Annotated in this window: 20 protein-coding genes and 2 riboswitches; of the genes, 10 read left to right on the forward strand and 10 right to left on the reverse strand. The window is 61.1% G+C overall.

Going from position 1 to position 22,395, the window contains the following annotated elements; all coding sequences use genetic code 11:
• Nucleotides 1-9: 9 nt before the first annotated feature.
• The 5 genes from ACWGXF_RS10365 to ACWGXF_RS10385 form a co-directional block, all read right to left on the reverse strand.
• The gene (locus ACWGXF_RS10365) at nt 10-831 is read right to left on the reverse strand and encodes a (2Fe-2S) ferredoxin domain-containing protein (RefSeq protein WP_256630282.1); all 822 of its coding nucleotides are present in this window, start codon (nt 829-831) and stop codon (nt 10-12) included.
• The gene (locus ACWGXF_RS10370) at nt 828-1,898 is read right to left on the reverse strand and encodes an ABC transporter substrate-binding protein (protein ID WP_370466568.1); all 1,071 of its coding nucleotides are present in this window, start codon (nt 1,896-1,898) and stop codon (nt 828-830) included. Before ACWGXF_RS10370 ends, ACWGXF_RS10365 begins: the two co-directional genes overlap by 4 nt.
• The gene (locus tag ACWGXF_RS10375; protein WP_229228567.1) at nt 1,898-4,039 is read right to left on the reverse strand and encodes a TonB-dependent receptor; all 2,142 of its coding nucleotides are present in this window, start codon (nt 4,037-4,039) and stop codon (nt 1,898-1,900) included. Before ACWGXF_RS10375 ends, ACWGXF_RS10370 begins: the two co-directional genes overlap by 1 nt.
• Before the next feature lie 135 nt (nt 4,040-4,174).
• Nucleotides 4,175-4,432, reverse strand: a riboswitch (cobalamin riboswitch).
• Nucleotides 4,433-4,481: 49 nt separating this feature from the next.
• Nucleotides 4,482-5,279: an ABC transporter ATP-binding protein gene (locus ACWGXF_RS10380; protein ID WP_087864257.1), complete on the reverse strand. Its 798-nt coding sequence runs from the start codon at nt 5,277-5,279 to the stop codon at nt 4,482-4,484.
• Nucleotides 5,276-6,340 carry an iron chelate uptake ABC transporter family permease subunit gene (locus ACWGXF_RS10385; RefSeq protein WP_087864258.1) on the reverse strand — a complete coding sequence of 355 codons (1,065 nt, stop codon included), beginning with the start codon at nt 6,338-6,340 and terminating at the stop codon, nt 5,276-5,278. Before ACWGXF_RS10385 ends, ACWGXF_RS10380 begins: the two co-directional genes overlap by 4 nt.
• A gap of 237 nt (nt 6,341-6,577) precedes the next feature.
• A riboswitch (cobalamin riboswitch) is annotated at nt 6,578-6,821 on the reverse strand.
• Nucleotides 6,822-7,135: 314 nt separating this feature from the next.
• Here ACWGXF_RS10385 and ACWGXF_RS10390 point away from each other — a divergent pair.
• A complete protein-coding gene (locus ACWGXF_RS10390; RefSeq protein WP_003062966.1) occupies nt 7,136-7,630 on the forward strand; it encodes a DUF2721 domain-containing protein in 495 nt (164 codons plus the stop codon).
• Between the two features lie 14 nt (nt 7,631-7,644).
• Nucleotides 7,645-7,974, forward strand: coding sequence for a hypothetical protein (locus ACWGXF_RS10395; protein WP_256630284.1), 330 nt, complete (start codon nt 7,645-7,647; stop codon nt 7,972-7,974).
• A 1-nt stretch (nt 7,975) separates the two neighbouring features.
• Here the strand turns inward: ACWGXF_RS10395 and ACWGXF_RS10400 are convergent, their stop codons facing one another.
• Nucleotides 7,976-8,896: an HTH-type transcriptional regulator ArgP gene (locus tag ACWGXF_RS10400; RefSeq protein ID WP_012838046.1), complete on the reverse strand. Its 921-nt coding sequence runs from the start codon at nt 8,894-8,896 to the stop codon at nt 7,976-7,978.
• Between the two features lie 91 nt (nt 8,897-8,987).
• Here ACWGXF_RS10400 and ACWGXF_RS10405 point away from each other — a divergent pair, with 91 nt between their 5' ends.
• Complete coding sequence (locus tag ACWGXF_RS10405) at nt 8,988-9,638, forward strand: LysE/ArgO family amino acid transporter (protein WP_003062963.1); 651 nt, start codon at nt 8,988-8,990, stop codon at nt 9,636-9,638.
• 58 nt (nt 9,639-9,696) lie between these two features.
• Here ACWGXF_RS10405 and ACWGXF_RS10410 read toward each other — a convergent pair whose 3' ends face one another.
• Entirely contained in the window at nt 9,697-10,005 is a 309-nt protein-coding gene (locus ACWGXF_RS10410) for a hypothetical protein (RefSeq protein ID WP_003062961.1), read from the reverse strand.
• 164 nt (nt 10,006-10,169) lie between these two features.
• Nucleotides 10,170-10,646 (reverse strand): Lrp/AsnC family transcriptional regulator, encoded by a 477-nt coding sequence (locus tag ACWGXF_RS10415; RefSeq protein WP_452101884.1) that lies wholly within the window; start codon nt 10,644-10,646, stop codon nt 10,170-10,172.
• Nucleotides 10,647-10,734: 88 nt separating this feature from the next.
• On the opposite strand from ACWGXF_RS10415, the gene ACWGXF_RS10420 reads away from it, so the two are divergent.
• The 4 genes from ACWGXF_RS10420 (at nt 10,735) to ACWGXF_RS10435 (ending at nt 16,997) form a co-directional block, all read left to right on the forward strand.
• Nucleotides 10,735-11,634 (forward strand): EamA family transporter, encoded by a 900-nt coding sequence (locus tag ACWGXF_RS10420; RefSeq protein WP_256630285.1) that lies wholly within the window; start codon nt 10,735-10,737, stop codon nt 11,632-11,634.
• 464 nt (nt 11,635-12,098) lie between these two features.
• Nucleotides 12,099-14,021, forward strand: coding sequence for a PrkA family serine protein kinase (locus ACWGXF_RS10425; RefSeq protein ID WP_003062956.1), 1,923 nt, complete (start codon nt 12,099-12,101; stop codon nt 14,019-14,021).
• A gap of 76 nt (nt 14,022-14,097) precedes the next feature.
• Nucleotides 14,098-15,366 (forward strand): YeaH/YhbH family protein, encoded by a 1,269-nt coding sequence (locus tag ACWGXF_RS10430; protein WP_054074087.1) that lies wholly within the window; start codon nt 14,098-14,100, stop codon nt 15,364-15,366.
• Nucleotides 15,363-16,997 (forward strand): SpoVR family protein, encoded by a 1,635-nt coding sequence (locus tag ACWGXF_RS10435; RefSeq protein WP_003062951.1) that lies wholly within the window; start codon nt 15,363-15,365, stop codon nt 16,995-16,997. Before ACWGXF_RS10430 ends, ACWGXF_RS10435 begins: the two co-directional genes overlap by 4 nt.
• A gap of 242 nt (nt 16,998-17,239) precedes the next feature.
• Here ACWGXF_RS10435 and ACWGXF_RS10440 read toward each other — a convergent pair whose 3' ends face one another.
• A complete protein-coding gene (locus tag ACWGXF_RS10440) occupies nt 17,240-18,025 on the reverse strand; it encodes a MetQ/NlpA family ABC transporter substrate-binding protein (protein ID WP_003055852.1) in 786 nt (261 codons plus the stop codon).
• Nucleotides 18,026-18,191: 166 nt separating this feature from the next.
• Here ACWGXF_RS10440 and ACWGXF_RS10445 point away from each other — a divergent pair, with 166 nt between their 5' ends.
• Nucleotides 18,192-18,431: a DUF3820 family protein gene (locus ACWGXF_RS10445; RefSeq protein WP_012838051.1), complete on the forward strand. Its 240-nt coding sequence runs from the start codon at nt 18,192-18,194 to the stop codon at nt 18,429-18,431.
• 226 nt (nt 18,432-18,657) lie between these two features.
• Here ACWGXF_RS10445 and ACWGXF_RS10450 read toward each other — a convergent pair whose 3' ends face one another.
• Nucleotides 18,658-20,487 (reverse strand): sensor domain-containing diguanylate cyclase, encoded by a 1,830-nt coding sequence (locus tag ACWGXF_RS10450; RefSeq protein WP_039048561.1) that lies wholly within the window; start codon nt 20,485-20,487, stop codon nt 18,658-18,660.
• Nucleotides 20,488-20,882: 395 nt separating this feature from the next.
• Here ACWGXF_RS10450 and ACWGXF_RS10455 point away from each other — a divergent pair, with 395 nt between their 5' ends.
• Together ACWGXF_RS10455 and ACWGXF_RS10460 are read left to right on the forward strand one after the other, a co-directional pair.
• Nucleotides 20,883-21,389 (forward strand): sigma-70 family RNA polymerase sigma factor, encoded by a 507-nt coding sequence (locus ACWGXF_RS10455; RefSeq protein ID WP_034361556.1) that lies wholly within the window; start codon nt 20,883-20,885, stop codon nt 21,387-21,389.
• A 5-nt stretch (nt 21,390-21,394) separates the two neighbouring features.
• A complete protein-coding gene (locus ACWGXF_RS10460; protein ID WP_452101885.1) occupies nt 21,395-22,348 on the forward strand; it encodes a FecR domain-containing protein in 954 nt (317 codons plus the stop codon).
• The last annotated feature ends 47 nt before the right edge of the window (nt 22,349-22,395 follow it).

Below are 22,395 nucleotides of genomic sequence, written 5' to 3' on the forward strand. Positions count from 1 at the left end.
CAAGAGAAATCAGGGGCGTTCGAGGACGGCCGGTCCGTGGACATGGCATTGCGGGTTGACGCGCGCATCAAGCACATGGCCTGTGAGTGTGGACGCCAGATTGTCGGCATCCATGGGACCGTACCAGACGCCGTCGGGGTAGACGATCATCAACGGGCCATGGTTGCAGGGGTACTGGCAGCCGGTTTGCAGCGGCTGCAGCCGGTTTTTCAGTCCCGGGGTTTCACGTATCGTGCGCGTCAGTGTGGGCCATAGCTGCAGCGCTCCCTTGGCCGCGCAGCGCGGGCCCACGCACCACAGCACATGGTGGCGGTGCTCGGGCACCAGCGACCAGCCCTTGGGGTCGTGCTCCCATGGATCGTCGCCCAGCACCTCTGGCACATCGGGCTGGCGCAGTGCATCTTCCACGGACCGGGCCAGCAACTCGGTCAGTCCGGGTAGCTGCAGCAGCGGTTGACCAAATACCAGACGCGGAGAGGGCTGTGAGGAATCACGTGCTGCACGCCAGCGCATGATGAGCTTGTGCAGCCAGCGGCGCAGCGAGGCTTCGTCAGGCACCATCACGGGCAGGATCAGAATGCTGCGCGCCTCGGCACACAGGTCCAGCGCCTCGCCCAGCGTGGGCTGGGCGCGGTCCACATAGGCCGTGGTCACCTGCTGCACAGGCTGGCCTGAGGCTCTCATGGCGGCTTCCAGCCGCGCGGCCAGATCGCTGAGCTCCGTCAGGCCTGCGGTATAGGCGCCGCCCCGGCTGAGCAAGATGATGGCCAGCGAAGGAGCTGCTGCCTGATTGAGGTCGGCAGGTCGGTAGGTGGGGAGGCGCTTGTTCACGGCAGCTCTCCTGCAGAAAACTCCACGCGCTGGACGCTGATCTTGCGCTCGGGGTGCAAGGCAGCTGCCAGGCGCTGTGCGGCTTCGATATTGCGCGGGCCGGGTGTGGCTTCGGCATAGCTCATCACGAAGAACCGGCGATTGCGAATGGCGGAAACCGCCTCAAGTTCCTTTTTTTGCAGCAGGAAGTCGATCTTGCCCTGGGCGTCGGGTTGGCCGTAGTCAATGATCACGATCCACTCGGGGTCGCGCTCGATCACGTCTTCCCAGTTGCCGCGCTGCCAGTTCTGGCTCAGGTCTGCAAAGATATTGCTGGCTCCAGCCTCGTCCAGCATGGCTTGTGGCATGCCGAAGTGACCGACGGTGACGGGAATCTCCTGGCCGCTGTCGTAGACAAAGACGCGCGGCAGCGTGCGGTTGCCTTGCATCTGCTGGCGCAGCTGGGCCTGGGAGGCCCGCAGTTTGTCTATGCGTGGCTGGGTCTGCGGGAGGACGTCAAAGATGCGACTGATGTTCTCCATGTCCAGCAGTGCATCGTCCAGTGCGATGCGCTCGCGCTTTTGCACGCGGATGCAGGATTCGGACAGCACATAGGAGGCGATCCCGTGGCTGGCCAGGCGCTCCGGGGTCACGGCACCTTGGCGAAAGCCATAGCTCCAGCCACCAAAGACAAAGTCGGCTTCGGCGCCCAGCAATACCTCCAGGTTCATGCCCTGGGATGAAAGATCAGGCAGACGCTGCAGCCAGGGCTTGAGCTGGGGGCTGATCTCCTTGCTGGAAGGGATGCCCGAGTAGCCGACCAGGCGCCGGCCCAGACCGAGATAGAGAAAGCTCTCGGTGATGTTGACGTCATGGGTGACGGCACGCTGGGGAACCTTGTCATAGCGCACCGTCTGCCCGCACACCGGCAACTCCAGTGCGGGCTGATGCTGGCGCATCGGTACCGCAACCGCCTGCGGCTCGGGCGCTTTGCCGCAACCGGCCAGCAGCAGCGATGCCGCCAGCAGCGCCGAGGCGCAGGGACGATTCAAGCCAATAGCTTGCATGGCAACAGGCCTGGGCAGCATCAGAAACGCATCAGCGCGGACAGTTCCACGCTGCGTCCGCGTCCCAGCAGCCACTGGTTGCCACTATAGGCATAGGTGGCATAGAGGCGGTTGGTCAGGTTGCGGCCCACCAGGCGCAGCGTGGTGCGCGGGTTCATATCCCAGCTCAGCACGGCGTCGGTCACCACATAGGAAGGCATGCGAACGGTGTTGGCGTTGTCACCAAAACGGTCGCCCACATAGCGCATGCCCAGCGATGCCTGCCAGGGGCCGGTGCGGTAGTGACCCCAGAGGTTGGCAGTCACGCGCGGTACGTTGCTGGGGCGGTTGCCTGCACGGTCCACGCCCTTGCTGCCTTCGAGCAATCGGTCGAACTTCGCATCCACATAGGCAATATTGCCTTCGAAGCGCAGCGTCTTGCTGGCATGGATGAGACCGGTCAGTTCAATCCCCCTGGACGACTGCTTGCCACCCTGGACCGACAGCGCCGGACGATCGGGGTCGCGGGTGATGATGTCGTCCTTGACGATGCGATAGGCCGCCACGGTCCATTCGCCACGCCCATCGGCCAGTTGCTGCTTGTAGCCGACCTCGATCTGGCGGCCCTGGCTGAGGCTGAAGCCGGTTTGCGACTGGGCAATCGCCAGCAGGCTGGTGACGGGGTCATGGCCGGTACTGGTTTGCACATAGGCGCTGCTGAGCGCATCGAACTTGTGGGTCAGGCCCAGGCGCCAGGAGGTGCCGTTCAGCGGCTTGTCAAAGCCCGATCCGTCCTGAATATTGTTGCGCGAGAAGGCATACCAGTCACGGCGCATGCCGGCCATCAACAGCCATTGCTCGCTGATCTTCCAGGCATCTTCGAGATACAGCGCATTCTGGCGGAGGCTGGAGTTCATGCGCGGCAGATAGGCATCGGGGCTGTCCCAATAGCCATGCTGCGGGTTGAAGGCCGAAACCGTGGATTTACCGGTGTAGGGAGAGTTGCTGGTGTTGGTGAACTGGGCGTTGGAGATGTCCCAGCCCACGGCGATCTGGTGGTTGGCGGCCTTGAGGTCCAGCCCCATGCGATTGCCCGTCTGCTGCACATCGTGGCCGATTTCCAGATAGTCGGATCGCCCCACCTGGCCGGTGGCCGGCTGGTAGTCGTAGGCCTCGATGTTCTTCCAGTGGCGATCGGACTTGAAGTGATAGAGCTCGTTGCGCACCGTCAGCGCGTCGCTGGCACGCCACTGGGCCTTGGCACGGAAGCGCTGGTCCTTGAACTGGTCGATGGCATCGAGCACGTTGTAGTTCTTGTTGCGCAGCTCCTTGACGATCTGCCCGTTGACCACGGGCGAGCCGAAATAGCGCTCGGGCTTTTGCTGGCTGATGTCGGCACTGAGGTCCACGGTCAGATCGCTGCGCGGCGTCCAGCGCAGTGCGCTCATCAGCTTGCCGCTGCTGGCCTTGCCCAGCTCGCGCTCGCCGTCGGTGCGGTCGCCATAGGCATCGAGACGGTAGCTCAGGGTCTCGCCCAGTGCGCCACTGGCGCCGATGCCGGCGTAGGCCTTGCCGTGGCTGCCTGCTCCCAGCAGCACTTCGGTGGAGCGCTCGCGGCTGGGCTGCTTGCGGATGGCATTCATGGTGGCACCTGTGGTGCCGCTGCCATACATCAGCGATGCCGGGCCGCGCAGCACTTCGATGCGCTCATAGCCCCAGCTGTCGCCCGGATAGTTGACGGTGCCCGAGGCCACGCCCAGCATGATGCCGTCCTCGGCAATGCCGATGGAGTTCACGCCATTGAAACCGCGGCTTGAAAAAGACAGCCCCCCATTGCCGGGGGCGCCCGATGTGCTCAGGCCCACGGTGCGGGTGACCGCGTCGGAGACGCGGTAGTCCGCACGCTCGTCTATTTGCAGCGAAGACACGCCGCTGACGCTGGCCGGGAGGTCCAGCACGGGTACGTTCACATGGGAGGCCGTGGTTGACGGCTGGCTGGTCTGCAGCTCATGCGAAGGCAGGCGGTTTTCCCGCACCGTGACTTCGGGCAGGGACTGCTGGGCCATGCCGATGGCGGGGCAGAGCAAAAGCAGCTTGAGTGCGGTGCTGCCTAGATGGCGCAGCTGAGGCTTGGAGTTGAGGGCGGAATGAAGAGCAGCAGAGGTTTGTGGATGAGAGCACATATCACGAGGCCGAAACTGCCTGAAGGGATAGCTGTGCCGCAGACAGGTCCGCCTTTACCAAGCATGACGCAATCCACTTTCTGGCCGCTATCCGCACCCCGCAGACAGTTTTCGTAAATACCGCCCCGAGGGGCGGAGTTGAGTCATCGGCAGGCCGGTCTCCGGGCTCACAGGCAATTCATTGCTGAATTCACGACTCGCCTTCCCGAAAGATGCAGACCGTCGCGATGCGAGGGGCCGGATCATGTCCAGTGGCTGCAAGCGCTGATGCGCTCGCATGAGTGTGTTGACCTGCTTACCGTTGCGGGGGCAGCCAAGGCTTCCTGAGCTTGCGATCAGACCTTGTTCCCGTTTCACTCGCTTCAAGCGAGCACCTTCCGAAACGAAGCGCCATCAAGGCGCCGCGAGAGTTTATCAGTCCCCGGGCGAAACGCGCAGGGATTTAGAGCAACTCGTCCGGCATGAACTCGATCAGCGGTCTGCCGCTGCGCTCGCTCAGGCGCACCTGGGCATGCACGCCGTAGACCTCGGCAATGGTCTGAGCGGTCAGCACCTGGGCCGGCGTGCCCTGCGCCACCAGTTCTCCTGCCTTGAGCAGGTACAGGCGGTCGCAGTAGTGAGCGGCCAGTGGCAGCTCGTGCAGCGCGGCCAGCGTGGTCAGGCCCAGGCTGCGGATCAGGTTCATCAGTTCGAACTGGTGGCGTACGTCCAGGTGGTTGGTAGGCTCGTCCAGCACCAGCAGCCTGGTCTGCTGGGCCAATGCCCTGGCCATGAGCACGCGCTGCTTCTCGCCCCCCGAAAGGGTGGAGAACATGCGCTGCGCCAGCGACTGGGCACGGACCTGAGCCAGGGACTGGGCGACGATGCGGAAGTCTTGCTCGCTGTCCCGGGCGAAAGAGCTCTGGTGCGGCATGCGACCCATGAGCACCACGTCGCAGACGCGCAGATCGAACTCGCTGGCGTTTTCCTGGGTCAGCACCGCCATGGAACGGGCATTGGCGTGAGCGCTGCGCAGCCAGACGTCCTGCCCGTCTATGCAGACCGCACCGCTGGCAGGCCTGAGCATGCGGTAGATCATGCGCAACAGGGTGGACTTGCCGCTGCCGTTGGGGCCGAGCAGGCCGACCAGTTCGCCATGCCGGATATGCAGGCTGATGTCCTTGACAATGGAGGCGGCTGCCGTCTGCCAATGCAGGCGGCTGGCCTCCAGCAGGCAGCAAGAGCTGGGTGCGGAACTCACGGATTGCCCTTTTCCCGCACGCTCTTGCGGCACAGCATCCAGACAAAGAAGGGGCCGCCCAGCAGCGAGGTGATGACCCCCACGGGTACTTCGGCGGGGGCAAAGCTGATGCGCGAGAACACATCGACCCAGATCAGGAAGATGGCACCTGTGAGAGCGGCCACTGGCAGCACGCGCCGGTGCTCGGAGCCGACCAGCATGCGGGCGACATGGGGCACGATGAGGCCGACAAAGCCGATCGGACCCGTCAGCGCCACCAGCACGCCCGTCACCATCGAGACCAGAACGAATAGCCAGCGCCTGGTGCGGGTGGTGTCCACTCCCAGCGTGGCTGCGGTCTCTTCGCCTGCCAGCAGTGCATTGAGTGAGCGGGCCTGTGTCAGCAGCAGGGCCACGCCAGCTGCCAGCAAGGCAGCCGGCAGGCCCAGCTCCTGCCAGCGGGTTCCGGCCAGGCTGCCCAGGGTCCAGGTGAGCACGGAATTGGCCAGCTCGCGCTGATCGGCCGTCAGCACAATCAGGCTGGTGACGCCGCCCAGGCAGTAGGCAATGGCCACGCCGCCCAGAATGAGTCGCGATGCCTGCAATCGTCCATTGGCATGGGCCAGAAAGTACACGGCCACACAGGCCAGCAGCGCGCCGCTGAAAGCGCCCAGCGGCAAGGCCAGCTCGCCGGCAAATGCCAGTGCGCCGAAGGCCAGCACGCTTACGGCACCGACCGACGCACCGGAGGAAACGCCCAGCAGATAGGGGTCGGCCAGCGGATTGCGCACCATGGCCTGCATGGCCACGCCCACCAGCGCAAGGCCTGCGCCGGTCAGGGCTGCGAGCAATACGCGCGGCAGGCGCACGCGCCAGACAATCTGGTACTGGGCGCTGCTCCAGCTGCCCGAAGGCCAGTCCAGGCCCAGTCGCTGACCCAGCTCATAAGCCGTGATCTGCCAGGCTTGCCCGGGGGCGATCCGTACCGGCCCCAAGGTGATGGCCAGAGTCAGAGACAGCAGCAGCACTGCCGCCAACATGGCCAGCCATAGCTTCAGCTGATGGCGTTGCTGGACGAACATCTGTGTCAACGGCTGGGTCATGGCTGCAGCAGGGCGGGGTCCCAGGTGGGCATGGCGCCAGCGGGCCCGAAGCGCGAGGCGAAAGCCTGTGCAAGGTGTCTCATTGTCATTAGCCAGGGCAGACGGTCTGCATGCTGGTGACGAGATCGGGCGGAGGGCGGGCCTCGCAGCCTGTTGCCGTCACGCTGCTCCCCGCAGACGCTCGTTGCACATGCCGACTGCCAGAACTGGGTCCGGGTGGTCAGCGCTCAACAGGCCGGTATCCGGGCTGGCAGATTGCGCGAGGCATGTCACTTCGCCTTCCCGGCGTTGCCGCGCACCTCGTCGAAGAGGCCACGTAGAACACCAGTGACAGGCTCCTGCAAGCGCAAAAGCCATGAAGTGGTTTGATCTGCTTACCGTTGCGGGGGCAGCCAAGGCTTTGAACCTTGTTCCCGTTTAACCCGATGAAGCACCGGGCACCTGTCGCATGTAGAAAAAGCCTGCGGCACAGCCGTGCCGAGACTTGTTTCAGCGAAAAATTATATAGCAGCGCATCCAGACATCGTCTGGGAGATCAGGGCGATTCCTTTGGGGGCAGCGAGGCACAGCACAAGGCCGGCGTCGCGTTCAACGAGGCGCTGATGCAAGTTCAGGCACTTTGGCGACGCTGCCCGTGATCGATATCCGATGCCCAAACAGGCTGCAGCCACCTGAAATGTCGGCGGTGGCTGTTTTTGAGTGACTGCAGTCAAAACTGCGCTGACATTTGTGCACAAAATAGAGGCTGAGAAAGCCCCCGATTCTGAGGACATCATGAGCATTTGGTCCATCGACGCACAGACCGTCACCCACAGCATTCAGCTCGCTGTTGCGCCGGTTTTTTTTCTGACTGCCGTGGCCGGCATGATTGGCTCCGTAGCGGGGCGGCTGGCCCGCATCATTGACCGCGCCCGCAAGCTCGAGGAAAGCCTGCGCACCCTGGACGATCACGATCTGATCGCCCGCCATCTCAAGGAGCTGCATTTTCTGCGCGAGCGCGGGCGGCTGGCCAACGTCTCCATCGCGCTGCTGACGCTGTGCGGCATGTGCATAGGGCTGACCATCGTGCTGCTGTTCGTGGGCCAGGCCTACGGCGTCAGCGGCCACGGCTATGCCGTTTTCAGCTTTCTGCTGGGGGTGCTGGCCTTTGTGCTGGCGCTGTGCTGCTTCCTCTGGGAGACCATCATGGCGACACGCATTCTGGACTTTCATATGCTCACCCAGGCCAGGGCGGCCGTGCGCCATGTGGAGTCCGAGCATCGCCCCTGATTGCGCTGTGAGACATGTTCTTCCTGCCTCTGATCCTGGTGCCCATCGTCTTCCTGATGGCACTTGCTCGCCTCTATCAGATTCCCGTGCAGCTGCGTTCGGGCCGGTTGCTGCTGGTCGAGCGCGGCAGGCCGGTCTTGCGCCTTGCCACCTTGCTGGCCTATGCCGCTTTGCTGACGGGCAGCGGGGCATTGCTCGCGGCCTTGGTGTATGCAAGCTTTTTCGCGGCCGACCGATGGTCGGCCTATCTGCATCTGCTGCCTTATCTGGCGCTTTATCCCTTTCTCTACCTGGCGGCTGCCTGGGTGTTCTATTACGGCCTGAAAAAGTCTTCAGCCGACTGAACTAGTCCTTCATGGGCTCCAGCCAGGCAGCTGCGGCATGGATGATGCAGTCGGTCAGGCGTTGCAGGCTGGCCTGGGCATTGCGGGTATGGGCCCAGTACATGGGGATGTGGAGATCTCTGCCCGGGAGCAGTTCCATCAGATCGCCACTGGCCAGCTGCGGGGTGATCAGCTGGGCCGGGTGCATGCCCCAGCCCATGCCCAGTTCCACGGCACGGGTGTAGCCCTGGTTGGAGGGCAGAAAGTGACGCGCATTGTTGCGCCGTCCGTCCAGCCCCAGGCCGTGCAGCCATTGGTCCTGCAGGCTGTCCTTGCGGCCGTAGTACATCATTGGCGCCTTGGCCAGCATCTGTGCCAGCTCCCGGTCCGACTCGGCCTGGGCCAGGTGGCGCTGCACAAACTCCGGGCTGGCCACGGCGATATAGCGCATGCGGCCCAGCGGCCAGGTGTTGCAGCCTGCAATCGCCGAGCCCGTGGCCGTGACGGCGGCCATGACTTCGCCTTCCTTGATGCGTTTGGCCGTGTGGTCCTGATCGTCAATGCTGATGTCCAGCAGCTCGTTGCCATCCTGCGTGAAGGCCGCCATGGCGTCCATGAACCAGGTCGACAGGGAGTCGGCATTGACCGCCAGCTTCAGTGTGGGCAGGGCGGTCTGTCCTTCGGGGACCAGCTCGGGGTTCTTGCGCCGCAAATCGTTTTCCAGCAGCGCCACCTGCTCCACATGCAGGCACAGGCGTCGGCCGGCCTCCGTGCCGGTGCAAGGCGTGCCGCGCAGCACCAGCACCTGCCCCACGCGTTCCTCGAGCAGCTTGATGCGCTGGGAGATGGCGGAGGGGGTGACATGCAGCTTGCGCGCCGCACGCTCGAAGCTTCCCTCGCGCAATACGGCGGCAAGCGCTTCCAGTCCCGCGTAGTCCAACATTAGAAATTCTTCATTGAATTGAGTAAATGTAATTTTACTTAATTACTTCGCAGAGCAAGAATCCGGGCCGGTTTGGAGGAGTCAGCGGCTCATGGACATGACAACTAATTTTTATTCCGCCTGGATTGCAGGCTTTACGGTGTGCGCTTCGCTCATCGTTTCCATAGGTGCCCAGAACCTGTATGTGCTGCGACAGGCAGTGCATGGCGAACATGTGAAGGCCTGCGTGGCTCTGTGTGTGCTCAGCGACGGGCTGCTGGTTGCGCTGGGGGTGGCCGGCATGGCGCAGATGCTGGCCAGCTATCCGGCATTGGCCCAGTATCTGACGCTGGGCGGAGCCGCATTCTTGCTGGCCTATGGCCTTTTCGCCTTGCGGCGCATGTGGCTGGCCCCGGATGCCGCCATGGAGGCCGGCGAACGCAGGGCTGCACCACGCGGAATGATGAGCGTGCTGGCTGCACTGGCAGCCATCACTTTGCTCAATCCTCATGTGTACCTGGATACGGTCTTGCTGATGGGCTCGATTGGCGCCCAGCAGGAGGGTGCGGGCCGCTGGTCTTACGTGATGGGTGCGGCCTCGGCCAGCTGCCTCTGGTTTGTGCTGCTGGCGATGGCGGGGCGCCGTCTCAAGCACTTGTTTGCCAACCCCGGTGCCTGGCGCGTCATGGACGGTATCACCGGTGTGATGATGCTGTGTCTGGCCTGGTGGGTGGCGAACAGCGCTTTGGGAATGGAGATTTGAGTCTCAAGGTGCGCCAGCGCCATTCATTGCAGGCTCTTTCACACCCCCACATCGGGTTTCAAGCCTCTGCGGCTTGTTCCCACAGACCCACGGCTTCGATGAGGTTCCAGCTATTGCATTCAATGCGGTAGTGGCCTGTGGCTCCGGTCTTCTGGCTCTGGCCCTCGATCACCACAATATGCCTGCCATGGCGCTGGGCTTCGGAGAGCGGGCGGATCTTGTCGTAGTTGTGCCTCTCGGCAATGTCGCCACGAAAGGCAATCGTCACTTGCTCGCGCCGGGGGAAGTAGTCCTTGGCATATTTGTCCAGAGTGCGATCGGCAACCAGCGTGGCCATATCGGGCGAGGTGGCGGAAGAAGCGTTCATCGTGTCTCCTCAAGAGTGGACTCTTGTTTGTGTGCGGAATCTGAGCCGGTTTATGACGCAATTGTTGCATTTTGTTTCCGGTGGCGCCAGTGCCAATCTCCATGAAAAATGACGGACCTCGTCCTGCATCAACTCCGGCCGGGCGGTCACACGGCGGAACCGCCTTATGGCGCAGACAACGGCAGCTGCAGACCTGTCTTGATGCGCTCCAGCGCGATCGAGGTGCTGTAGCGGCGAATGTTCTCGTCCCCTTCGAACAGGCGTTTGCAGATGGCCTGGTAGTCATCCATGTCGGTTGCCGTGACGACCAGGATGCAGTCGGTTTCGCCCGTCACATAAAAGCACTGCTGTACAGCCGCTTCGTCGGCGATACGCGCCCTGAAGCCGCGCGACAGATCCGGCCTGTCGTTGACCAGCTGCACGGTGATGACCGCAGTCAGCGTGCGGCCCACCTTGACGGGCTCCAGCACGGCCACATTGGCGGCAATCACCCCGGTTTCCTGCAATCGTTTGATGCGCCGCTGCACGGCTGGGGCCGAGAGGTTGATGTGCTCAGCAATCAGACGCTGCGGCATGAGGTTGTCACGCTGGAGCAGGGCAAGAATCGCGTGGTCAAAGGAGTCCAGGTCGGCAGCAGGCATGGTGTTGGATGGGTTGAGAGCGAAACTTGCAGATTCAGGGCTGAAAACGAGCAAATTTCGCGGGTGACATGCAATATCGTACCCACCTATGTCAAAAAACAGCTGGAATCATTGGTGGCCCGTGTTGGCCGTATTGGGCTCGGTCACTGCACTCGGGTTGGGGACTTCGCTGGCCAAGCAGCTGTTTCCCTTGATTGGTGCCCAGGGTACATCGGCACTGCGAGTGGGTTTTGCCGCGTTGATTCTGGTGTGCGTCTGGCGGCCCTGGCGTTGGTCGCTCAACCGTCAGCAGGCACTGGCTCTGCTGGTTTTCGGCATGGCACTGGGCGGCATGAATCTGATGTTCTACATGGCGCTGCGCGATATTCCGTTTGGCCTGGCCGTGGCCATCGAGTTTTCAGGACCGCTGGCCGTGGCCATCTACTACTCACGCCGCGCGCTGGACTTCATCTGGCTGGCGCTGGCGGTTGTCGGCCTGGCCTTGATTCTTCCTCTGGGTGGCAGTGCTTCGGGCCTCCACCTGTCCCCGGCGGGTATTGCCTGCGCACTCGGAGCCGCCATCTGCTGGGCCTCCTACATCGTTCTGGGGCGCAGGCTGGGCCATATCCCCAGCGGCCAGGCCGTCTCCCTGGGCTTGCTGTGCGCGGCGTTGGTGGTGGTGCCGTTTGGTGTGGCAGAGGCAGGAGTCAAATTGCTGACGCCGTCGATTCTGCTGTTCGGGCTGATGGTGGCTGCCATCTCCAGTGCCTTGCCTTACTCACTGGAAATGCTGGCTCTGCGCCGTCTGCCGCCTGCCACCTTCGGCATCGCGCTGGCGACCGAGCCTGCCATTGCAGCACTGATGGGCATGCTGCTGCTCAGCGAGAACCTGACGGCCACGCAGTGGACCGCCATTGCCTGCATCATGGCTGCGGCCATGGGCAGCGCCGTGACGCGCGCAGGTACCAAATCGCCCGTGGTGGATGCTTCGGCAGCCACTTCCGGATGAATACCCATGCTATGAAAAGAGATGCTGCTAGCGCTTGCTCATCAATGCTTTGCCGAAATATTTCTAGTGAATAACCCTTGGAATTTAAGCGGCAAGCTCTGCTTTCTGTAGCTGCATTGGTTCGAAACGCTGCTTGTGCAGCGTTTTTTGTTGCCCCCCAGATTGCCTGTAAAGCAATGTTCCGATCAGTTTTGCGAGTCGTCGAAATCTTGAATGATGGCAGATAGATAGGGGGCTTTATTGCTTCCATGAGGACAGGCTTCTATGCTCATTTCGAGTCATATTTTTTGACCGATTTTTGCGCTATCCGGTTTGCGGTTTTGGCTGTCGTGGCTACTGCGTATTTGTAGGAATCTCGGTCTATTCAAATTAGGAGCGAGGTGCTACAACGGACGCACACGGTAACGAATGCCTTGCAACTTTGCGGCACTGATTCGAGCCCTGGTGCCGCCACGGGAGGTCATATGGATGTCATCAGCAATTCCGCAGCACGCTACGTTCGCCTGCGTGAAGAAGAAATGTCGCTGGACGAGTACCTTAGCCTTTGCCAGCGTGATCCCATGGCCTACGCCGGAGCCTCACAGCGCATGCTGTCCGTCATCGGTGAACCCGAAATGGTGGATACCCGCAACGATCCCGTGCTGTCGCGTCTGTTTGCCAACAAGGTCATCCGTCGCTATCCCGCATTCTCTGAGTTCTACGGCATGGAAGATGCCATCGAGCAGGTGGTGAGCTTCTTTCGCCATGCGGCCCAGGGCCTGGAGGAACGCAAACAGATTCTCTATCTGCTGGGACCTGTGGGCGGCGGTAAAAGCTCGATTGCAGAGCGTCTCAAATACCTGATGCAAAAGGCACCGTTCTACGCGCTCAAGGGATCGCCTGTGAACGAGTCGCCACTGGGTTTGTTCGACCCCGTGGAAGACGGCCCGGTGCTGGAAGACGAGTTCGGCATTCCGCGCCGCAGTCTGCAGCATGTACTCTCGCCCTGGGCCGTGAAGCGGCTGGAGGAATTCGGCGGAGACATTCGCCAGTTCCGAGTGGTCAAACGCTACCCCAGCATTCTCAAGCAGATAGGCATTGCCAAGACCGAGCCCGGCGATGAGAACAACCAGGATATTTCCAGCCTGGTGGGCAAGGTGGACATCCGCAAGCTGGAGAACTTTTCGCAGGACGACACCGACGCCTACAGCTACTCCGGTGGCCTGTGTCTGGCCAATCAAGGCCTGCTGGAGTTCGTGGAAATGTTCAAGGCTCCGATCAAGGTGCTGCACCCCTTGCTGACGGCCACGCAGGAAGGCAATTACAAGGGCACGGAAGGCTTTGGCGCGATTCCGTTTGACGGCGTGGTGCTGGCGCACAGCAATGAAAGCGAATGGAAGGCCTTCCGCAACAACCGCAACAACGAGGCGTTTCTCGATCGTATCTACATTGTCAAGGTGCCTTACTGCCTGCGCGTGAGCGAGGAAGTCCGCATCTACGAGAAGCTGATCCGGGAGTCTTCGCTGGCCAACGCCATCTGCGCGCCTGGCACGCTCAAGATGATGGCGCAGTTCTCCGTGCTCACGCGCCTCAAGGAGCCAGAGAACTCCAGCATCTTCAGCAAGATGCAGGTCTATGACGGCGAAAGTCTCAAGGACACTGATCCGCGCGCCAAGAGCTATCAGGAATACCGTGACTACGCGGGCGTGGACGAGGGCATGGAGGGCATCTCCACCCGCTTTGCCTTCAAGATACTGGCCAAGGTCTTCAATTACGACAGCACCGAAGTGGCGGCCAATCCCGTGCACCTGATGTATGTGCTGGAGCGGCAGATCGAGCGCGAGCAATTTCCGGCCGAGCTGGAGACCAAGTACATAGGTTTCATCAAGGAATATCTGTCCCAGCGCTATGCCGAGTTCATCGGCAAGGAAATCCAGACTGCCTATCTGGAGAGCTATAGCGAGTACGGTCAGAATATCTTTGACCGCTACGTCACCTACGCCGATTACTGGATTCAGGACAGCGAATACCGAGATACCGATACCGGCGAGGTGTTCGATCGCAATGCGCTCAATGCCGAGCTGGAGAAGGTGGAAAAGCCGGCCGGCATTGCGAACCCCAAGGACTTCCGCAACGAGATCGTCAACTTCGTGCTGCGGGCCAGGGCCAACAACCAGGGCAAGAACCCCAGCTGGACCAGTTACGAGAAGCTGCGCGTGGTGATCGAGAAGAAGATGTTCTCCAACACCGAGGAGTTGCTGCCGGTCATCAGCTTCAACGCCAAGGCCAGTGCCGAAGATGCGCGCAAGCATGAGGACTTCGTCACTCGCATGGAAGCCAAGGGCTATACGCCCAAACAGGTGCGTCTGCTTTGCGAGTGGTATCTGCGCGTGCGCAAGAGCAGCTGACAGCGGTGTCGGTGGCCCGGCACGGCCACCGACAGGACGGTTGAGTTGAGAACAGCCCCTGGAGATGGGAGCACAGATGGCACTGCATATCATCGACCGCAGGCTCGCAGGCAAGAATAAATCGGTGGGCAACCGCGAGCGGTTTGTGCGGCGTTTCAAAGAGCAGATCGCGGAGGCGGTGCGCAAAGCCGTGTCTGCGCGCGACATCCGCCATATCGATCAGGCGGAAAGCATCACCATTCCGAAAAAAGACATTCAGGAGCCGGTCTTCAGGCATGGTCAGGGTGGTATCCGCGATATGGTGCTGCCCGGCAATCGCGAGCATGTGCGCGGTGATCGCATTGCCCGGCCGCCTGGTGGGGGCGGCGGTTCGGGATCGCAGGCCAGCGATAGCGGTGAGGGGCAGGATGACTTCACTTTCACCTTGACCAAGGAAGAGTTCATGGAGCTTTTCTTTGAAGATCTGGCGCTGCCGCGCCTGCTGCGCAACCACATCGGCAATACCTTGCAATACAAGACAAGGCGCGCCGGCTACAGCCATGACGGCACGCCCAGCAATCTGGCGCTGGTGCGCACGATGCGCGGCGCCCTGGGGCGGCGCATTGCGCTGACCAAAGCTCCGCACCGTGAGCTCAAGGTACTGGAAGAACAGCTTGAAGCTCTGCTGGCGCAGGACGACGGCACCAGTGAGTCAGTAGCCGAGTTGCAACGCCGTATCGATACCTTGCGTGAGCGCATCGGCGCAGTGCCTTTCCTGGAGCAACTGGATCTGCGCTTTCGCAATCGCAGCAAGGTGCCCGTGCCCAGCAGCCAGGCCGTGATGTTCTGCGTGATGGACGTGTCCGGCTCCATGGATCAGGAGCGCAAGGAGCTGGCCAAGCGCTTTTTCATCCTGCTGTATCTGTTTCTCACAAGGCATTACGACAAGATCGAGATTGTTTTCATCCGCCACCACACCCAGGCCGCAGAAGTCAGCGAAGACGAGTTCTTTCACTCCACGGAAAGCGGCGGTACGGTAGTCAGCAGCGCGCTGGTCCTGCTCGAACAGATCATCAGGGCCCGCTACCCGGTCAACGACTGGAATATCTATGTGGCCCAGGCCAGCGATGGCGACAACTTCAGCGACGACGGCGGCAAATGCCACAGCCTTCTGGCCGAAAGAATATTGCCGCTGGTGCGCTACTACGCTTACCTGCAAGTGGTGCTCGAGGAGCAGAGTCTCTGGGAAGAGTACAGCCGCCTGCTGCCGCTGTTTCCCCATTTCGCCATGCGCAAGGTATCGGCAGCCAACGAGATCTACCCGGTGTTCCGCGATCTCTTCAAGAAGGATGGGGTATCGATATGAACCTCAATCTCTATCCCGTGCTGGACCTCAGCGCCAGCAGAAAGGCCGGAAATTCGCATGCGCAGGGGGAGCCGCGCTTTCGCGATGTGCCGCAGGCACCTTTGATGGCGTCCCAGCGACCGGCGTCTCCCTTGCCCGACCCCAGCGACTGGACTTTCGAGCTGATCGAACAGTATCACGCGGCGATTGCGGCCACGGCTGAGCGCTACGGTCTGGATACCTATCCGAATCAACTGGAGATCATCACGGCCGAGCAGATGATGGATGCCTATTCCAGCGTGGGCATGCCGGTCAATTACCGGCACTGGAGCTATGGCAAGGAGTTTCTGGCCACGGAGCGCCGCTACCGACGAGGCCATATGGGACTGGCCTATGAGATCGTCATCAATGCCAACCCCTGCATCAGCTATCTGATGGAGGAGAACAGCACGGCCATGCAGGCCCTGGTGATTGCGCACGCGGCCTATGGGCACAACAGCTTTTTCAAGAACAATTATCTGTTTCGCATGTGGTCCGACGCGGGGAGCATCATCGACTATCTCGTCTATGCGCGCGACTATGTGGCGCAATGCGAGGAACGCTATGGTTTCGACACCGTGGAGCAATTGCTGGATTCCTGCCATGCGTTGTCGAACTTTGGTGTGGACCGCTATTGCCGTCCCTCGCATAAAAGCCTGTCGCGCGAGCGCGCCGAGAGAGAGGCACGTGAAGCCTATGTGCAGCAACAGGTCAATGTGCTGTGGCGCACGCTTCCAGCCCGAAGGGACAAGGACAAGGACAGCACGACGCAAGGCAGCGAGCGCTTTCCCAGAGAGCCCGAAGAGAACATCCTCTATTTCATCGAGAAGAACGCTCCCTTGCTCGAACCCTGGCAACGAGAGATCGTGCGCATCGTGCGCAAGATCGCCCAGTATTTCTATCCGCAGCGCCAGACTCAGGTGATGAACGAGGGCTGGGCCACCTTCTGGCATTACACCTTGCTCAACACTCTGTATGACGAGGGCTGGCTGACCGATGGCGTGATGCTGGAGTGGCTGTCATCGCATACCAATGTGATCTACCAGCCGCCCGCTGGCCACCGGGCCTTCAGCGGCATCAATCCTTATGCGCTGGGCTTTGCCATGTACCGTGATATTCGGCGGATCTGCGAAAAGCCGACCGAAGAGGACCGCCGCTGGTTTCCCGACATGGCCGGCACACCATGGTTGCCAGCGCTGCACCACGCCATGCGCAATTACAAGGACGAGAGCTTTGTCGGCCAGTTTCTGAGCCCGCACCTGATACGCGACATGCGTTTGTTCTCTCTGCACGATGATCCTGAGGAACGTGATGTTCTGGTCAGTGCCATTCACGATGAAGATGGCTACCGCACACTGCGCCAGTTGCTGTCTCAGCAATACGACCTGGGGACGCGCGAACCCAATATTCAGGCCTGGAGCGTGAATCTGCGCGGCGACCGCAGTCTTACTCTGCGGCATACCCAGTACCAGGGCAGGCCGCTGGCAGAAGATGCACAGGAGGTGCTCAAGCATGTGGCTCGCCTTTGGGGATTTGGCGTGCATCTGGAAAGCGTCAACGGCGATGGCGAGACACCGGTATTGCTGCACTCGGTGCCTGCACCCTCGCATTGAGAAATCTCAAGTGGAAGTTGCCTGAAGCCCTTGCCTGTAAAGCGCTATAAGCGATCAAATCAAAAGAAAAAGCGCTGCGGAAGCAGCGCTTTTTTCTGAGTCAGGTCGTCAAGTGTGGCCGGCGGCCGGTTCTGTCCGGCCCCGGGGCCACAGCAGGTGCCTGTGCCCACCGTGCTCTTCGCAGCGCGGCCGTCATTCCCTGTAGAGGATGGGAGCGCCAACGTCTCTAAGGCCTTTGCGAATCAGAACGCGGGAACCACGGCGCCCTTGTACTTTTCCTGAATAAACTTCTTGGTGTCTGCAGAGTGCAGAGCGCTCATCAGCTTGGCAATGTCGGCGCCGTTGGCGCGATCCTTGCGGGCCACCACGATATTGGTGTAGGGCGAATCGGCACCTTCGATGAACAGGGCATCCTTGGTGGGGTTGAGCTTGGCTTCGATTGCGTAGTTGGTGTTGATCAGGGCCAGGTCGACATCAGCCAGTGCGCGGGGCAGCAAAGGCGCTTCCAGTTCCTTGAACTTCAGCTTCTTGGGGTTCTTGACGACGTCCAGAGCAGTGGGGGTCAGGCTCTTGGGATCCTTGAGCTCGATCAGACCATGCTTGGCCAGCAGAATCAGTGCACGGCCGCCGTTGGAGGGGTCGTTGGGAATGGCCACGGTAGCGCCATTCTTCAGATCCTTGATGTTCTTGATCTTGCTGGAGTAGGCACCGAAGGGCTCCACATGCACCTTGCCGTTGGGTACGGCCACCAGCGAGGTCTTGCGGTCCTTGTTGTAGCTGTCCAGATAGGGCTGGTGCTGGAAGAAGTTGGCATCCAGCTGCTTGTCTTCCACGGCAGCATTGGGCTGCACGTAGTCGCTGAACTCCTTGATTTCCAGATCGATGCCCTGAGCCTTCAGTGCGGGCTTGATGTGATTGAGGATTTCGGCGTGAGGAACGGCCGTGGCGCCCACCTTGAGCACGTCAGCAGCCTGGGCCGACAGCGCCAGAGTGGCAATAGCGATAGCAGAGAGAGCTTTCTTCAACATTGGTTCTGACCTTCTTCAGCAAGTTGCAATAAATTCCGGGCCTCATCTGGACCGCAGCGAACTAAGGTGCATAGTCTAGTGCCGTGTACCGACGTCTGCAGGACATTTTTCTTATTTGGTTATAAGAGCGTCGTTTTTTATACAAAATCTGATTTCGATTGCAGCCATGAATCCCGAAATGCTGGAGCGCCTGGTGCGCGTGCCTATGCCTTATGGCAAGTACAAGGGCCGTTTGATTGCCGATCTGCCCGGCAACTACCTCAACTGGTTTGCCCGCGAGGGCTTTCCCAAGGGCGAGATCGGTCAGTTGCTGGCCTTGATGCAGGAGCTTGACCACAACGGACTCAGCGGTTTGCTGGAGCCCATTCGCAAGGCTGCAGGGCTGCCGCCAAGAGCACAGGAATAGGCAAGAGAGGGCTGGCTGCGGTCGGCCAGATGAATATGCGGCAGGCGGGCCTGCAAAAGCCCTGGCAGTTTGCCTTTGGCCGGAAGCAGGTGACTGGCCCTTGGGCTTGGCCGACTGCGGCCGCGGCCAGGCCGCGAGTCTCCAAAATGACCTGCTTTGGTCCTGAAGGCGTTGTCAATCCTAGGCTCTGGACATATACAGATGAAGCTGGTCGCAGGGGGCGGCCTCAAGCCTCGGAGTCTTGCGAGAGGTCCGAATGCTGAACAATGCGTCCCTTGCCTGCATGTTTGGCCGAGTACATGGCCTCGTCCGCACTCTGCATCAGGTTGGCCGAGGAACTATCTGCGGTGCTGATAGAGATACCGATGCTGCTGCCGACTTGCACCATCACTCCACCATTCAGTGCAATGGGCTGGCGCACGGCTTCCATGCAGCGCTTCATGACAGACATGGCCTCACCGGGAGTGTGCAAGCCCGATAGCAGCACCACGAACTCATCGCCGCCCAGGCGGGCAACGCAGTCGCCGGCACGGGCCTGGGCCGTCAGTCGGGCAGCTACCACACGTAAAACCTCGTCGCCTGCGTCGTGACCCTGGGTGTCGTTGACCTGTTTGAAACCATCCAGATCCATGAAGCACACGGCAAGCATCTGGCCGTCAGCCAGCTCCTGGTTCAGCGTTTCCTCAAGTGCTCGGCGGTTCGCCAGACCCGTCAGAGCGTCGTGGTTGGCAAGGTGATTGGCGGCTTGTTCGCCTCGCTTGAGGGCGTCGATGTCCACCAGAATCCACAGCGACTCTTCGGCATTCAGCAGTGTGCCGGATGCATCCACCCACAAAAGCTTGCCCTCGGCATTCTGCACCTGGAACTGCGCGTGAAATTTGCCCCGAGCCAGCAAAGAGCCATAGGCTTTTTCGCCGATACGCCTGTAGGAGGCTTCGTCCGGGTAAAGCATGCGCGTGGATGCGCCCTGCAGTGCAGCTGCTGGCTGCTTGAGCAGACGGCGCATGGCGGGGTTGGTCCAGACGATCTTGCGCTCGCGCAGGCGAGCCATGCCGATCAGGTCATTGTTGATGACCAGTTCCTGCTCTTTGCGGATGCGGCGTTCACGCTGCTGCAGCCGGTACAGGGCTACCGAACCCAAAGCAATCAGGGCAATGCACAAGCCGGCGAGACCCCATGCACGCCAGGCGGAGGCGCGCCACATGGCCATATAGGCTTCCGTACCCAGCCCGGTAAACACCGTCAGAGGATATCCGGGCAGCCGATGGTAGGCCGTGATGCGCTCCACGCCATCGATCAGGGTCGGTGTGATGTACCAGCCTTCCTCGCTGTTGCGGCTGATGGCCTGGTGATATTCGGACGAGACAGCGGCCTTGCCGATACCTGCGTCGGCATCCTGGCTTGCAGCCGGATAGCGCGCGACCAGCAGTGCTTGATCGGTGCGCAATGCCATGGCGCTGCTGGTGCCGAACGACTGGCGCTGGAATAGCTGGTGAAAATGTTCGGCCGCGACTATGGCATAGACGATGCCCTGGAACTGGCCGCCCTCGGCCTGAAGGCGCCTTGCCAGCACGATAGACCATTTTCCGAAGGAGTGGCTGATCAGAGGCTCGGACACCACCATTCGGTCCGTTTCGCGGGCTTGAGCGAAATAGGCGCGTTCCGCCACTGAAAACGGCACATCAATTTCGCTGGGAGTGATGAGTACCTCGCCAGCACTGTCTGTGATGCGCAGGGCGGTGACAAAAGGAATCAGGGCACGCTGTTCCTGAAGCATTTCGTACAAGGCAAAGTTGGCCGCGGAAAGTCCGTCAAGGCTGCGCGCGCGGTAACGACTGGCAATCGATGACAGAGCGTTGTCCACCAGTCGCACCTCTGCAGCCAGCTCCAAGCTCAGGCTGCGCGCTTGGTGCCTGGTGACGGCTACTCCCAGGTCCATGTCCGCGCGGTAATTGGCATGCACGCCAAGCCAGGTGGCAAAGCACAGCAAGGCCGCTACCAGCAGGTTGCCGAGCACGATGCGATGCAAAAGCTTGTGAGAGCGAAAGCTTGTCATCTTGATTCTTGAGGTCCTTGAATACCAACCTGGGTCGGAAACGGCTCGGTTCCGGACACTTGCATCAACCACCTGCCGAGTAAAGCATCGCAGAGCTCAACAGCGCAATAGTCTTGCAATCATCCAGCAGGTGTCGGGAGCTTGCTGCGAGCATGCTCCCGAGAGGGGCGCCGCCTGCGCGAATGGCCAGAAGTGGGGTTCCAGACTCCGATGTGTTCCTGGTGCGTGATTGTGCAGGGCCGACCCCTTTCTCCATGCTTGTCGCGGGCACAAGGCGATGCGTTCCGGCAGAAGATGGCTCTGAAGCATATGCGGAAATAGTGAAGGCCTTGAGAAAATCTGAAATGAGAATTGATATCATTTGATGTCTTTTTGAGATCTATTCCCATTGCACCATGCCCGTTGTCGAAACCGCCTCCCATCGTGAAGTCGCAGCGCTTTACACAGATCATCACGGTTGGTTGCAGGGCTGGTTGCGCCGAAAGGTCGGCAATGCCTTTGACGCAGCAGATCTGACGCAAGACACTTTTGTCCGTATCCTGGGCGTGCGTGAGCCGCCGCGTCTAGAGTCGCCGCGTGCTTATCTGACCACCGTGGCCAAAGGGGTGCTTGTCAACTGGTGCCGGCGGCAGGCGCTGGAGCGTGCCTATCTGGAGGCTCTGGCCCTGTTGCCGGAACCTGAAGCACCGTCGCCGGAGCACCGGGCCCTGGTGCTGGAGGCCCTGCATGAGATAGATGCCATGCTTGATGCCTTGCCGCCGCTGGTACGGCGCACTTTTCTGCTTTCGCAGCTCGAGGACATGAAGTACGACGATATCGCCTCGCAGCTGGGCGTATCGCTGACCAGCGTCAAGCGCTACATGGCCCAGGCTTTCAGGCAGTGTCTGGCGTTGATGGAATGACTGCAATGGATGCACGTTTGCTGGACGAGGCTGCGGATTGGCTGGTCCGTCTGAACGATGAAGGCCTGACGGCTGCCGAACGCGTTGCCTTCGAGCGCTGGCGCCGGGCCAGTCCGGCCCATGAAGGTGCCTGGATGCGGGCCGAGCGGCTGATGGACAAGCTGGGCGGGTTGCCGCCGGCGCTGGCCATGTCGGCGCTGGGCCGATCACAGCGTCGCAGCCGACGGGCCGCTGTGGCCAGGCTGGCTGTTTTGCTGGCCGCCGTGCCTGGTGGCTGGATGAGCTGGCGTTTGGCACAGCAGCAGGGGTGGGCAGCCGACCTGCGTACTGTCGCGGGCGAGCAGCGCCTCGTGACATTGGCCGATGGCAGCCGTTTGCTGCTGGATACAGGAACGGCCATCGATGTCCGGTTTGATGCTCATCAGCGCCTGATACATCTGCACCGGGGCTCGATCTTGCTGGAAACTGCTGCCGATCCCAGTGGCGTGGACCGGCCGTTGCTGGTGGCGACGGCCGTGGGGCGCCTGAGGGCGCTGGGCACACGCTTTTCGGTGCAGCAGAACAGCGAGGGCAAATTCGTGGATCTGGCCGTAACCCAGGGTGCGGTCGAAGTCACATTACTCGGAGCCTCCGGGCCAGCGCTGGTGGTGCCCGCGGGCAACTGGGCGAGGTTGACTGCGCTGGGAGCAGATGAGCTGCAGACGGTACGACCGCAGCAACTGGCCTGGGTGCACGGCATGCTGGTGGCGGACGCCATGCCCATGGCAGAAGTCTGCGCCCAGCTGTCGCGTTACCGGCCCGGCCTGCTGCACTGTGCCCCGGAGGTGGTGTCCATCAAAGTGTCGGGCGCGTACCCTTTGGCCGATACCGACCGGGCCTTGGCCATGCTGGCCGAAACCTACGCCGTGACGGTGCACCGGCGCTGGCAGGGTTACTGGGTCACGGTGGCGGCCCGCTGAGTTCACAAGCAAGGCAGCTTCTAAAAAAATGCACGAAGGTGAGACTT

The organism is Comamonas sp. HJ-2, from assembly GCF_053615495.1.

Coding starts and splice junctions, on each gene's coding strand:
- ACWGXF_RS10370 (WP_370466568.1), bottom strand. CDS start 1,898: ATGCTGCCCAGGCCTGTTGCCATGCAAGCTATTGGCTTGAATCGTCCC.
- ACWGXF_RS10375 (WP_229228567.1), bottom strand. CDS start 4,039: ATGTGCTCTCATCCACAAACCTCTGCTGCTCTTCATTCCGCCCTCAAC.
- ACWGXF_RS10385 (WP_087864258.1), bottom strand. CDS start 6,340: ATGTTCGTCCAGCAACGCCATCAGCTGAAGCTATGGCTGGCCATGTTG.
- ACWGXF_RS10390 (WP_003062966.1), top strand. CDS start 7,136: ATGAGCATTTGGTCCATCGACGCACAGACCGTCACCCACAGCATTCAG.
- ACWGXF_RS10395 (WP_256630284.1), top strand. CDS start 7,645: ATGTTCTTCCTGCCTCTGATCCTGGTGCCCATCGTCTTCCTGATGGCA.
- ACWGXF_RS10400 (WP_012838046.1), bottom strand. CDS start 8,896: ATGTTGGACTACGCGGGACTGGAAGCGCTTGCCGCCGTATTGCGCGAG.
- ACWGXF_RS10405 (WP_003062963.1), top strand. CDS start 8,988: ATGGACATGACAACTAATTTTTATTCCGCCTGGATTGCAGGCTTTACG.
- ACWGXF_RS10410 (WP_003062961.1), bottom strand. CDS start 10,005: ATGAACGCTTCTTCCGCCACCTCGCCCGATATGGCCACGCTGGTTGCC.
- ACWGXF_RS10415 (WP_452101884.1), bottom strand. CDS start 10,646: ATGCCTGCTGCCGACCTGGACTCCTTTGACCACGCGATTCTTGCCCTG.
- ACWGXF_RS10420 (WP_256630285.1), top strand. CDS start 10,735: ATGTCAAAAAACAGCTGGAATCATTGGTGGCCCGTGTTGGCCGTATTG.
- ACWGXF_RS10425 (WP_003062956.1), top strand. CDS start 12,099: ATGGATGTCATCAGCAATTCCGCAGCACGCTACGTTCGCCTGCGTGAA.
- ACWGXF_RS10430 (WP_054074087.1), top strand. CDS start 14,098: ATGGCACTGCATATCATCGACCGCAGGCTCGCAGGCAAGAATAAATCG.
- ACWGXF_RS10435 (WP_003062951.1), top strand. CDS start 15,363: ATGAACCTCAATCTCTATCCCGTGCTGGACCTCAGCGCCAGCAGAAAG.
- ACWGXF_RS10440 (WP_003055852.1), bottom strand. CDS start 18,025: ATGTTGAAGAAAGCTCTCTCTGCTATCGCTATTGCCACTCTGGCGCTG.
- ACWGXF_RS10445 (WP_012838051.1), top strand. CDS start 18,192: ATGAATCCCGAAATGCTGGAGCGCCTGGTGCGCGTGCCTATGCCTTAT.
- ACWGXF_RS10450 (WP_039048561.1), bottom strand. CDS start 20,487: ATGACAAGCTTTCGCTCTCACAAGCTTTTGCATCGCATCGTGCTCGGC.
- ACWGXF_RS10455 (WP_034361556.1), top strand. CDS start 20,883: ATGCCCGTTGTCGAAACCGCCTCCCATCGTGAAGTCGCAGCGCTTTAC.
- ACWGXF_RS10460 (WP_452101885.1), top strand. CDS start 21,395: ATGGATGCACGTTTGCTGGACGAGGCTGCGGATTGGCTGGTCCGTCTG.